At 77.6% G+C, this 11,864-nt stretch carries 10 protein-coding genes; 4 read left to right on the top strand and 6 right to left on the bottom strand.

The annotated features are described in order from the left end of the window. Positions 1–35: 35 nt before the first annotated feature. Genes IPO09_20065 through IPO09_20055 form a run of 3 tightly spaced genes read right to left on the bottom strand, consistent with a single transcriptional unit; the run spans position 36 to position 2,084 of the window. The gene (locus IPO09_20065) at positions 36–677 is read right to left on the bottom strand and encodes a DUF2845 domain-containing protein (GenBank protein ID MBK9519575.1); all 642 of its coding nucleotides are present in this window, start codon (positions 675–677) and stop codon (positions 36–38) included. A 38-nt stretch (positions 678–715) separates the two neighbouring features. Continuing rightward, positions 716–1,678: a cation transporter gene (locus tag IPO09_20060; protein MBK9519574.1), complete on the bottom strand. Its 963-nt coding sequence runs from the start codon at positions 1,676–1,678 to the stop codon at positions 716–718. A 55-nt stretch (positions 1,679–1,733) separates the two neighbouring features. After that, complete coding sequence (locus IPO09_20055; GenBank protein ID MBK9519573.1) at positions 1,734–2,084, bottom strand: rhodanese-like domain-containing protein; 351 nt, start codon at positions 2,082–2,084, stop codon at positions 1,734–1,736. Positions 2,085–2,219: 135 nt separating this feature from the next. Between IPO09_20055 and IPO09_20050 the strand changes: the two genes are divergently transcribed. The 3 genes from IPO09_20050 to IPO09_20040 all read left to right on the top strand — a co-directional run bounded on the left by IPO09_20050 (position 2,220) and on the right by IPO09_20040 (position 5,567). Then, positions 2,220–3,653 carry a serine hydrolase gene (locus tag IPO09_20050; GenBank protein ID MBK9519572.1) on the top strand — a complete coding sequence of 478 codons (1,434 nt, stop codon included), beginning with the start codon at positions 2,220–2,222 and terminating at the stop codon, positions 3,651–3,653. A 205-nt stretch (positions 3,654–3,858) separates the two neighbouring features. Then, positions 3,859–5,037, top strand: coding sequence for a hypothetical protein (locus IPO09_20045; GenBank protein ID MBK9519571.1), 1,179 nt, complete (start codon positions 3,859–3,861; stop codon positions 5,035–5,037). Beyond that, positions 5,034–5,567, top strand: coding sequence for a ribonuclease HI (locus IPO09_20040; protein MBK9519570.1), 534 nt, complete (start codon positions 5,034–5,036; stop codon positions 5,565–5,567). Before IPO09_20045 ends, IPO09_20040 begins: the two co-directional genes overlap by 4 nt. Positions 5,568–5,583: 16 nt before the next feature. On the opposite strand, the gene ribA is transcribed toward IPO09_20040, so the two are convergent. Then, the gene (gene ribA / locus IPO09_20035) at positions 5,584–6,330 is read right to left on the bottom strand and encodes a GTP cyclohydrolase II (protein MBK9519569.1); all 747 of its coding nucleotides are present in this window, start codon (positions 6,328–6,330) and stop codon (positions 5,584–5,586) included. Positions 6,331–6,373: 43 nt separating this feature from the next. Next, positions 6,374–7,417, bottom strand: coding sequence for an FAD-dependent oxidoreductase (locus tag IPO09_20030; protein MBK9519568.1), 1,044 nt, complete (start codon positions 7,415–7,417; stop codon positions 6,374–6,376). 156 nt (positions 7,418–7,573) lie between these two features. Between IPO09_20030 and IPO09_20025 the strand changes: the two genes are divergently transcribed. Further along, positions 7,574–9,022, top strand: a complete 1,449-nt coding sequence (locus tag IPO09_20025) for an aminoacyl-histidine dipeptidase (GenBank protein MBK9519567.1) — start codon at positions 7,574–7,576, stop codon at positions 9,020–9,022. Here the strand turns inward: IPO09_20025 and IPO09_20020 are convergent. Then, positions 9,019–11,862, bottom strand: a complete 2,844-nt coding sequence (locus IPO09_20020; GenBank protein MBK9519566.1) for a protein kinase — start codon at positions 11,860–11,862, stop codon at positions 9,019–9,021. The genes IPO09_20025 and IPO09_20020 overlap by 4 nt on opposite strands. Between the last annotated feature and the right edge of the window lie 2 nt (positions 11,863–11,864).

The following is an 11,864-nucleotide window of genomic DNA, read 5'->3' as shown; positions in this document are numbered from 1 at the left end:
CACCCCCGGCGTCGCCGCAATATCCGGCGCGGGCCTCAGCGCGAGTAGCCGTACCCGCCGGTCCCGACCTGCGTCACCGCGCCGCGCTCGACGGAGAGGTGCCGCACCAGCACCTGGGGCCCGAAGTCGTAGCTCCAGACCTCGATGAGCTCGGTGGTGGAGGCGGCCTCGTAGGCGCCGCCGCCCGCGGCGCCGCCGGTCACCCGGGTGACCTCCCGCACGTCGCGGGTGGCCGGCTCGCCGCAGCGGGCCAGCAGGTCGAAGGTGGAGTCCCCCACGCGCAGGGCCAGGTGGCCGCAGCGGGCGCGGGGGATGGCGGGCGCGGGCGGGCCGGCCCCCAGGTCGTAGCCGTAGCCACCGCCCACCACGCCGGTGATCCGCCCGCCCTCCAGCTCGACGTGCTGGACGAACTGGCGCGGGCCGAAGTTGTAGGTCCAGCGCTGCACCGTGACGGCCACCGACCGGCCCTCCACCGGCCGCCCGGCGGCGTCCAGCCGGACCCGCGAGCGCTCCTCGCCCCGGGCCTCGCGCAGCGCCGGGGCGCCGCACTTGCCGAGCAGGTCCAGCGAGGAGTCCCCCACCGAGACGATCCCGCCCGGACAGCGCAGCGAGTCGGCCAGGGTGGCGGCGGGGAGCAGCAGGGACGCGGCGAGCAGCAGGCGTGGCAGGTGGCGCATGACGGGCTCCTCTCCTGGAGGACGGACGTCGCGGTGGTTCATTCCCGCGGCGGCCCGGCCGGGGCCGGGGCCGGCACCGGGTCGTCCGGCGCGTCCCGATCCAGCCCCTCGTCCAGCCAGGAGGCCGGGTCTTCCAGCGCCTCCAGGTGGGTCAGGACGGTGGCGCTCGGCAGGGCCTGGCGCACCTCGTGCTCCAGCTCCTCCAGCAGGTCGTGGCCCCGCCGCACCGTCCAGGCGCCCGGCACCAGCACGTGCATGGAGACGAAGCGGCGCGCGCCCGCCTGGCGGGTGCGCACCGCGTGGAACTTCACCTCGGGCCCCTCGCGGCGCGCCAGCACCTGGCGCAGGGTGGCCAGGTCCTCCTCGCCGAGGGCGGAGTCGAGCAGCCCCATGGCCGAGCGGCGCATCAGCCGGACCCCGGTCCAGACGATCTGGGCCGCCACCACCAGCGCGATGATGGGGTCCAGGATGATCCAGCCGGTCAGGGCCACCAGGCCGACGGCCAGGAGCACGCCGGCCGACGTCCAGACGTCGGTCATGAGGTGGTGGGCGTCGGCCTCCAGCGCGATGGAGCGGTGGCGGCGGCTGGCCCGCAGCAGCACCCGCGAGACCCCGAAGTTGACCGCCGAGGCCACCGCGGAGACCACCACGCCCCACCCGACCTGCTCGATGCCCGCCGGGTGCAGGAGCCGCTGCACCGCCGTGTAGCCGATGCCCACGGCGGCCAGCAGGATGAGCGCCCCCTCGGCGCCGCTGGCGAAGTACTCGGCCTTGGAGTGGCCGTAGGCGTGGTCGTCGTCCGGCGGCCGCGCCGCCACGCCCAGCATGAGGAGCGTCAGCACGGCCGCCACCAGGTTGACCAGCGACTCCAGCGCGTCGGAGAGGAGGCCCACCGAGCCGGTCAGCTGCCAGGCGATGGTCTTGAGCGCGATGGTGGTCACCGCCGCGCCGATCGAGAGCCAGGCGAAGCGCCCGAGGGAGGGGGTGGGGGCGGTGGACATCCCCTGAGTGTAGGCGAGCGGCCGGCCCGGGTGTGCGGCGAGGTGCCGCGCCAGCTCAGCCCCGGCGCTCGGGGAGGCCGGCGCGCCGCCAGGCCAGCATGCCGCCCCGCAGCTGCGAGGCGGTGAAGCCGGCGGCGCGCAGCAGCCGCACGGCCGGGATGGAGCGGTGGGCCGAGAGGCAGATGGTCACCACCGGGCGGGCCGGGTCGAGCCCGAGCGAGGCGAGGCGGCGCTTCAGCCCGCCGATGGGGACGCTGACGGCGCCGGCCACGTGGCCGGCGGCCCACTCGGTGGCCGTGCGGACGTCCAGGACCTGCGGCGGTGGGGCGCGGTCGAGCGCTGCCGCCAGCGCCTCGGGGGCCAGCTCGGGGACCGCGCCGAAGGGGAGCCACCAGGGGAGGGCCATGGCGTGTCTGAGCCGCGTGGCGGTGCCGGCGGTTCGGCGGCGGGGCTCCGCGAGGGCGGGTCGGACTGGCCAGGCGGGGCTGGCCGGCCGGACCGAGGGCCACCGCGGGCGGCCGCCGGTATGATGGGCACCCTCATGCTCACCTCCGTGCTCCTGGCGCTGCTCGCGGCGGCGCCGCCGCCATCGGCGCCGCGCCCCGGGCCGCCGGCGCCGCCGCTGGCCGAGGCGCTCCTGGCTGCGCTGGCTGGCTCGGGGCTCGCCGACCTGCACGACGCCGGGCCGGAGGACGGGCGGTGCCCGGGTGGCGGCGACTGCCCCTGGCCCCTCCCGCCCGCCCTGGCCGGCCCGGTGGTGGACCTGGCCGTCATCCGGCTGGACGCCGACGGGCGCGCCGTGGAGGCCGCCAACGTGCAGGTGGACGGGGCGGCGCCGCAGGGGCGGGTGGTGGCGCTCGACCGGGACCTGGCCGCGTCCGGGGTCCGCTTCCGGCGCTGGAGCCAGGCCAGGCGCGAGGCGGCGCTGGCCGGGCAGGTCGTGGCTCCCTTCGAGGAGGCCGACGACCTCGCCCCGGCGCGCCGGATCGGCGTGGACTTCATGGCGCCGTACCCGGCCTCCCTCTTCAAGCTGCTGGTGGCCTTCCACGTTGAGCGGCGGGTGGCCGTGGGAGCGCTGGCGGCCGGGACGCTGCTGGAGGCGCCGCTCGAGCCTCCCGGCCCGGGCTCGACCGCCGAGCGGCTGCCCCTCTCGGCCTGGGTCGAGCGGATGATCACGGTCTCGGACAACCAGGCCACGCGCGTGGTGCTGCGGCACCTGCACGCGCGGGGCGAGGTGGACCCGCTCAACGGCGACCTCGCCGCCCTGGGGCTCGACACCCTCCGGATCGACGGGACCAGCGCGGCCGACGGGGGGCGCTGGGCGCCCGGGGAGATCCACGCCGGCGCCATGGACGTGGCCCGCCTCCTCTGGCTGGTGGCGGGCGGGCCGGGCGTGCTCTGGCGGACCCCCCAGGGCGAGCCGGTGACGCGCCAGGCGCTGCCCGAGCCGGCGCGCCGCCGGCTCCAGGCCCTGCTGGCCGACCAGGCCATCCACGAGGCCCTGTCGGCCGGCAGCCGGTGCGGCGCCGGGCCGCCCGGGATCCCGGCCCTGGTGCCGGAGCGCCACCTGGACCCCGAGCGAGGCGTCGAGGTGGCGGGCGGCCTGGCCTACGGCCGCGACGTGCGCCCGTGCAACGCCGTGGCCGAGGTCCGCTTCCTCCACAAGACCGGCCTCACCTGGAACTACGCCAGCGACGCCGGCATCGTCGAGCCGCTGCCGGGCCAGCCCTTCAGACGGTACGTGGTGGCGCTGGTCACCTCGGCCGGCACCCGCTTCGTGGACCCCGACCACGCCGCCGCGCCGCGCCACCCCTGTGTGTCGGAGCAGGTCTGCGTGGCCAGGGCGCTGGCCACCCTGGGCGCGGCCATCGACGCCCACGCGGTCCTGGCGGCCGCCCGGTCCGGGCGGCCCAAGGGGCCCGGGAGCCGGGGGAAGGCCTCCCGCCCTGCACCAGCCGCCGCCTCCCACCGGTGAGGCCCGGGCGTCGGCCCCGGGCGGCGGGGACCGCCATGCCACGGCGGGTGTCGGGCGCAGGTCGGTGTATGGTGCGCCCCCCGTTCCCGCCCACGCGCCTGACGCCCACGCCAGCCGCCCCGGAGCCGCCTCCGATGATCTCCCGCCTGCCCGTCGCCCCGGTCCGCAGCGTCCTCGCCGCCCTGGCGCTGGTCGGGGCGCTGGCGTGCCAGGCCGGGGCGGAGACGACCGCGACCCCGACCCCGACCCCGACCCCGACCGCGACCGCGACCGCGACCCCGCGACCCCGACCCCGACCCCGACCCCGACCCCGACCGCGACCGCGACCGCGACCGGCCTCTCCACCGTCCCCGACCAGGCCCGCTTCCTGGCCGGCCTCCCCGTGGCGGAGGGCTCGCCGCTCCACCCGCTCACGCAGACCCAGGCCTGGCGCGACCACGCGGCCGCCATGGACCTGGCCTGGCCCAGGCTGGGCGAGCGCCTGGCCCGGGCCGCCGCCTGGCAGGCGGCCACGCTGGCGCCGCGCCTGCCAGGGGACCGCAAGGTCATCTACCTCTTCGGCGGCCCGGACGCGGCCCACGTGGTGCGGCTCTTCCCCGGCGCGCCGGCCTACCTGCTGGCCGGCCTCGAGGCGGTGGGGGCGGTGCAGGCCCCGGAGACCATGAAGCCGGAGTCGGTGCACGCCGCCATCGACGGGCTGGCAGCGGCGCTCCACACCTTCATCGAGAAGAGCTTCTTCGTGACCTCGCAGATGGGGCACGACCTGCGCGGCAAGGGGATCAAGGGCGTCATGCCGATCCTCTACCTGTTCCTGGCGCGCTCCGGCGCCGAGGTCCTGGACGCCACCGGCTTCGAGGTGGGCCAAGGCGGCGTCGCCACCGACCTGGCGCCGGGGGCGCGGGCCGGGCGCGGCACCCAGGGCGTGCGGCTCCACTTCCAGTTCCCCGGGGGCCCGGTGCAGGAGCTCTCCTACGTGCGGGTGGACCTGCTCGACGAGGCGCTGGCGCGGCGGCCGGGCTTCCTGGCCTGGGCCCGCGGCTTCGGGCCGGCCAACGGCTTCCTCAAGTCGGCCTCCTTCATCCTGCACGACAAGGCCTTCTCCAGGTCCCGCGCCCTGCTCCTGGAGTCCTGCCAGGCCATCCTGCAGGACGACTCGGGCGTCCCGTACAAGGTGCTCCGCAGGGCCGGCTTCGCGGTCACCTGCTTCGGCCCCTACCTGCCGCCGCGCGTCCCGTTCCAGGACCAGGTGCAGGCCGACCTGGCCGAGGCCTGCCCGGCCACGGCGGCCCCGCTCGACTTCGTCATCGGCTACCGCCGCGCCAGCGACACGGCGCTGCAGCTCTACCTGCGGGCGCCGGCCGCCACCCCGACCGCCGCCCCGTGAGCGCGCCTCCCGCCCGCTTCCTGGTCTTCGCCGACGGCTCCTCGCTGGTGAACCCCGGCGGGCCCGGCGCCACCGGGTTCGTGGTGCTCGACCGCCAGCGGCCGGCGCTCCGCTTCGGCGCCACCCGCTTCGTCACCGACGGCTCCTCCCCGGTGACCAACAACCGGATGGAGCTGCGGGCCGTGCTGGAGGCGCTGGCCGGGCTGCCCGCGGGGGCCACCGTGGAGGTGCTCACCGACTCGCGCTACGTGGTGGACTCGCTCTCCAGGTGGGTCCACGGCTGGCGGCGCAAGGGCTGGAAGACCGCCAGCGGCGCGCCGGTGCAGAACCGCGACCTCATCGAGGCGCTGGACGCCCGGGCCCGCGAGCTGGCCGTCACCTGGTCGTGGGTGCGCGGCCACGCCGGCCACGCCGTCAACGAGGTGGTGGACTGCCTGGCGCAGTCGTCGGCGCGCGGCGTGGCCGGACCCGACGAGGCGACGGTGATCGCCGCGCTGCGGGCCGAGCGGTTCCTGCGGCCGGCCGGGTAGGGCGCCGGAGGGCGCCTCAGCTGCCCGGCGCCTCCTGGTCCTCGGGCATCCCCTCCACCCGCACCGGGTCGCTCTGCTCGGGCAGGCGGGCCTTGCCCGGGTAGTCCAGGTGGTGGCCGCTGCGGCGCCCCTTGGTCTCCAGGTAGAAGCGGTTGAACTCGTTGGGCGGGATGACGTGCGGGATGCGCCCGGCCACCTCCACCCGGTGCTGGGTGAGCTGCCGCACCTTCTCGGGGTTGTTGGTGATGAGCCGCACCGAGCGGATGCCCAGGCTGTGCAGCATGTGGGCGGCCACGGCGTAGTCGCGCTCGTCGTCGCGGAAGCCCAGCGCCAGGTTGGCCTCCACCGTGTCGAGCCCCTGCTCCTGCAGCGCGTAGGCGCGGATCTTGTTGAGCAGGCCGATGCCGCGCCCCTCCTGGCGCAGGTAGAGGAGCACGCCGCGCCCGCTCCGCTCGATGGCGTCCAGCCCGCCGGTGAGCTGGTCGCGGCAGTCGCAGCGCAGCGAGCCCATGACGTCGCCGGTGAGGCACTCGGAGTGCAGGCGCACCGGCACGTCGGCGCCGCCCACCACCTCGCCGCGCACCATGGCCACGTGCTCCTTGCCGTCGCGGTTGTTCCAGAAGCCCACCAGGCGGAAGCGGCCGAAGCGGGTGGGCAGGTCGGCCACCGCCACCACCTTCACGCAGACCTTGCCCGGGCCGAAGCCCTCGCACTCGTGATCCTGGTCCCTCGCGACCAGCGCGCTCAGCGCATCGTCGGCCATGTCGTCCCCCGTGTCCCTGGTGTGGCGCCCGCCGGGCCGCCGCTCACGTCGCGCCCGCCGCCGGCCAGGCGCCCTGCAGCAGGCGCGCCGCCATGAGGCGGCCCGAGCGCCAGGCCGCCTCCACCCCGCCGCCGGGCGCGAACCGGTCGCCGCACACCCCGAGCCGCCCGCCGCCGGGCAGGGTGAGCAGGAGCGGCCCGGCCAGCTCGGCAGCGCGGTCGGTGCGGGCGTGGCGCCAGCGGTGGGCGTGGCTGGCCGCCGGCCGCGCCGCCCAGGGCCCCAGCACCCGCCCGGCCTCCTCGAGCAACGCCACCGGCCAGGCCGGGTCCTCCAGGTGGGCGCGCGACCAGGCCGGACGCGCCTGCAGCACCAGCGCCACCCGGGCGCCGGCCGGTCGCTTGGAGGAGTCGTGCGACACCAGCTGCAGCGCCCGGGAGGCCTCCGGGTAGCAGACCTGCCAGCCGGGGCGCGGCGCCTCCTCCCCGTAGACGGCCAGCAGCGCCAGGCAGGCGTGGCTGCGCGACAGGTCGAGCAGGGCGCGGGCCCCGCGCACCTCGGGCAGCGCCGCCGGCAGGGTGCCGAGGAGGCGCCCGGCCTGCTCGGCGGCCAGCGCCAGCACCACCGCCGGCGCCTCCAGCGGCTGGCCCGCCGCGGTCTGCAGGCGCAGGCGGCTCCCCGCCTCCTCCAGCGTCGTCACCTCGGCCTCGAGGCGGACCTCCAGCCCCGTGGCCAGGTGGCGCGGGAAGGCGTTGACGCCCTCGGCGAAGGCCAGCCGGACCTCGCCGGGCCGGAAGGCCTCGGCCTGGCAGGGCTGGCCGGTGCCGGACACCCCGGACGGCCAGCCCGGCAGCGCGGTGGCCGGCACCGCGGCCAGGGCCGCCAGGAAGCCCGGGTCGCTGCCGTGCAGGAAGGCGGGGCCGTGGTCCAGCGGCTGCCCCTCCAGGCGCCGGGTGGCACAGCGGCCGCCCACGCCGCGGGCCCGCTCGAGCAGCAGGGCGGGCCGGCCAGCCTCGGCCAGCGCGCGGGCGCAAGCCAGGCCGGCCACCCCGGCGCCCACGATCAGCACCTCCCGGGAGGGTTCGGACATGGCGGGGAGTCTAGCGTCCGATCCGGGCGGCGGCGCAGCGAAGTTCGAGGCCACCCCGGGGGGCGTCCCCTGCTAACGTGCGCGCCCGCGCGCGCCGGCGCCACCCCTGGCCCGCCGCGCCCGCCCGAGCCGGCGCTCGGCACCCGGAGGACACCCATGGCCGACCTGCTCGACGCCCTCGACCCCAAGCCGCTCTGGTCCTACTTCCTCGAGCTCTCCAGGATCCCGCGCGGCTCCAAGCACGAGGCCGCCGCGGCCCAGTGGGTGGCGGCGCAGGGGCGGGCGCTCGGCTGCCAGGTGGAGCAGGACGCCGTGGGCAACGTGCTCCTGCGCAAGGCGGCCTCGCCGGGCCGGGAGGACCGCCCGACCGTGGCGCTGCAGTGCCACGTGGACATGGTCTGCGAGAAGAACGAGGGGACGCCGCACGACTTCGGCAAGGACCCCATCCGCGTGCGGCGCGACGGCAACGTGCTGCGGGCCACCGGCACCACGCTGGGCGCCGACAACGGCATCGGGGTGGCGGCCGGGCTGGCGGTGCTGGCGGCCCGCGACCTGGACCACCCGGCGCTCGAGCTGCTGGTCACGGTGGACGAGGAGACCGGCCTGACCGGCGCCAACGGGCTCCAGCCGGGCTGGCTGCGGGCCGCCACCCTGCTCAACCTGGACAGCGAGGAGGAGGGGGAGCTGACCATCGGCTGCGCCGGGGGCATGGACACGCTGGCGCGCCGCCAGGTCACCCGGGTGGCCCCGCCGCCCGGCGCCGTCGCCTTCCGGCTCAAGGTGGCCGGCCTCAAGGGCGGCCACTCCGGCATCGACATCGGCGCCGGTCGCGGCAACTCGCTGCGCCTGCTGGCGCAGGTGCTCGACGCGGTGATGGCGGCCCACGGGCTGGCGCTGGTGAGCCTGGGGGGCGGCAACAAGCGCAACGCCATCCCGCGCGAGGCGTCGGCGGTGGTGCTGTGCGCCCCGGACCGCGCCGCGGCGCTGGCCGCGGACGTGGCGCGGGTCTCGGCCGAGTGGCGCACCGCCCTGGGCGCCTTCGACCCGAACCTGGCCATCACCCTGGAGCCGGGCGCGGCCGCGCCCCCCATGGCGTCCACCGACGCCAAGGCGGTGCTGGGGCTCCTGCTGGCCGGCCCGCACGGCGTGGAGGCCATGAGCCCGGACATCGCCGGGCTGGTCCAGACCTCCACCAACATGGGGCTGTGCGAGACCCGCGAGGACGTGGTGGAGGTGAACTTCCTGACCCGCTCCTCCATCGACGCCTCCAAGCAGGCGCTGGCGCGGCGCATCGCCGCGGTGGTGGAGGTGGCCGGCTTCCAGGCCACCCACTCCGGCGGCTACCCGGGCTGGAAGCCGGAGCCGGGCTCGGGCGTGGTGAAGCTGGTGGACGGGGTGCACCGCGAGCTGTTCGGCAAGCCCATGGCCATCAAGGCCATCCACGCCGGGCTGGAGTGCGGGCTGATCGGCGAGAAGTACCCGCAGATGGAGATGGCCTCCATCGGCCCGAGCATGTGGGACGTCCACACCCCCGACGAGCACGTCTCCATCCCGTCGGTGAAGAACTTCTGGACGCTGCTGACCGCCGTGCTGGCGAAGCTCTAGCGCGGCGCCTCGAGGGCGGCCAGCGCGACGCGCGCCTCGGCGGCCACCGGATCGGCCGGGTCGCCCCCGGCGCGCTGCGCCAGCAGCCGCTCCAGCTCGGTCCGCGCCCGCTCGCGGCGGCCCAGGCGGGCCAGGGCGTGGGCCCGCAGCAGCAGCGCGCGCGGCACCATGCCGCCGCCGCGCGAGGACATGGGGTGCCAGGTGGAGAGGAGCCGGTCCACCGCCGCCACCACCGTGGCGTGGTCCCCGGCCACCTCGGCCACCTGGGCCAGCGCCCAGGACGGCGGCATGCCCCACCAGGACGGCACCGGCTCGGTGGCCGACAGCGCCTGGAGCGCCCTCACCGCCTCGCCGGACTGCCCCTCGCGCCAGGCCAGCACCGCGGCGTGGACCCGGGCGTCGAGGGTGCCGGGGGCCAGGCCGGCGGCCAGCGTGGCGGCGCCGGGCCGGTCGCCGAGGAAGAGCAGGTCGGTGGCCAGCGGCCCGGCGATGGCGGGATCGGCCTCGGCGCAGCGCTGGGCCTCCTGCCAGGCCTCGGCGCCGCGCCCCTGGGCGGCCAGCATGACGGCGCGGCTGTGGTGCACCAGGGCCCGCCGGGAGGGGGCGTCGTCGGGCGGGACCCGCCCCAGCGCCTCGCGGAAGCGCCCCCGCGCCTCCAGGGCGCGCGTCACCCCGGCCCGCACGTAGGCGTCCTCCTGCCCGGCCGCCACGTCCCGGTCCAGCGCGCTGGCCGCCGCGCCGAAGTCGCCGCCGGCGAAGTGGATGACGGCCTCCTCGTAGTGGGCCCCCAGGCCGCCCGCCGCCGAGATCTGGTGCGCCACCGCCAGGGCCCGGGGCCGGTCGCCCAGCCAGAACCAGGCCCGCACCAGCAGCGAGCGCCGCGCCGGCGAGGAGGGCAGCCGCTCCCAGGCGGCGGCGTACTGGCGCAGCTCGTCGAGGCGGCCGAGCTGGACCAGGTCGGCCACCAGCAGCCGGGCCACGTCCTCCCGCTCGGGGTCGAGCGCCACGGCGCGGCGCATGAAGGGGAGGGCGCGCGCCCAGTCGCGCTGCCGGTGCAGGTAGTAGCCGGCCCGGGCGTGCACCTCGTGGTCGTCTGGGAAGCGCCCGGCGGCCTCGCCGTAGGCCACCACGGCGTCCTCGACCCGGCCCTCCAGCTCGGCCTGGAAGGCCAGGATGAGGGCCCGCTCGCGCGGCGGCGCCCGGTCGGCCTGGGCCATCGCCAGAGCGTTCTCGCGGCGCGCCCCCGCCTCGTCGCTCCCCTCGGCGCCCAGCAGGTAGGCCAGCTGGTGGTGGGCCAGGGCGAAGGCCGGGTCGATCTCCAGGGCCCGCAGGAAGTGGTCCGGGCAGACCCGCTCCGAGTCGGAGCGCCGGATCATGCACTCCAGGCCGGCGAAGTAGTGCCGGTAGGCGGCCAGGTTGTGGGTCACCGCGTCACCCACCGGCCGGCGGTCCGCCTCCACCAGGTCCTGCGGCTCGGCGAGGGCGCGGCGGGCCCGGAGCGCCACCGCGTCCACCAGCTCCGGCACCAGCTGGCGCCCCACCACCCGCTCGGAGAGGCTGAAGAGGTGGCGGCCAGCCGCCGGCTCGAGCCCGCGCAGCTCCAGCACGTAGGTGCCGTCGAAGCGGTGCACCGTGCCGAGCAGCAGCGCCTGGACGCCGGTCCGGCGCGCCACCTCCCGGGCCAGCCGCTCGTCGATGCGGACGGCGTCGCCGTGGCCGAGCTGCGCCAGGGCCTCCCACTGGCGGGCGCGGCTCACCACCGCCAGGTGGCGCGACTGCTCGAGCGCCGTGCCCAGCAGGCCCGCCAGCCCGTCCAGCTCGGGCTCGCCGGTGCGGTTCTCCAGGTCGGCCACCAGCACCGCGAGGGGCCCGGGGGGCTCGTCCGGTCCCCACCAGGCGAAGGCCCCGACCAGCAGCGCCAGCGCCACCGCCGCCGCGCCGAGCCCGGCCAGGCCGCGGCGCACCCGGCGGGCCCGCGGGTCGAGGGCGCGGGCCTCGGCCTCGAGCAGGCGCACCACCTCCGCGGCGCTGGCCGGCCGATCGGCCGGGATCCGCTCCACCAGCCGGCGGGCCAGCGCCGCCAGGCCGGCCGGCACGCCGGCCAGGTCCGGCAGAGGCGGGGGCGTCACGTCGTGCACGGTGAGCCGGCCCGAGGCGGTCTGGTAGGGCGTGCGCCCGGCCAGCATCCGGTAGAGCAGGCAGCCCAGGCCGAAGAGGTCGGCCCGGCCGTCGTCCGCCTCGCCACGCCACTGCTCGGGCGCGGTGTAGCTGGGCGTGCCGCCGCGCAGGCCGCCGGAGCCGAGCACCCGCGCCAGGCCGAAGTCCAGCACCTTCACCGCGCCCCCCTGGCAGAGGAAGACGTTGCCCGGGTTGAGGTCGCGGTGCAGCACCCCGGCGGCGTGCGCGTGGGCCAGGGCGCGGGCCACCTCCAGCGCCACGTGCACCGCCTCGGCCACGGGCAGCGGGCCGCGCTCCACCCGCTCCGCCAGGGCCTCGCCCCGCAGCAGCTCCATGATGACGTAGGGGCCCGAGGCGCAGGTCCCGAAGTCGTGTACCGTGACGATGCCCGGGTGGTTGAGCCGGGCCGCCGCCTCGGCCTCGTCGCGCAGCGCGGCCGCCTGCCCGGCCTCGATGACGCGCGAGGGGCGCAGCGCCTTGAAGGCCACCGGCCGCCCCAGCTCGCCGTCGAGCGCCTCGAAGACCACGCCGAACCCGCCGCGGCCGATCTCCCGCACCAGCTCGAAGCGACCGATCCGATCGCCCGCCGCCGGCGGCTTGATCCAGGCCTCGGGCACCGGCACGTCGCGGGTCCGCCCCAGCTCCGCCAGGAGCTGGGTCATGG

Origin of the sequence: Anaeromyxobacter sp. (assembly GCA_016718565.1) — a bacterium.
Taxonomy (GTDB): Bacteria; Myxococcota; Myxococcia; order Myxococcales; family Anaeromyxobacteraceae; genus JADKCZ01.
Note: the sequence above shows the minus strand (reverse complement) of the source record. Positions and strands in the feature narration are given on the sequence as shown.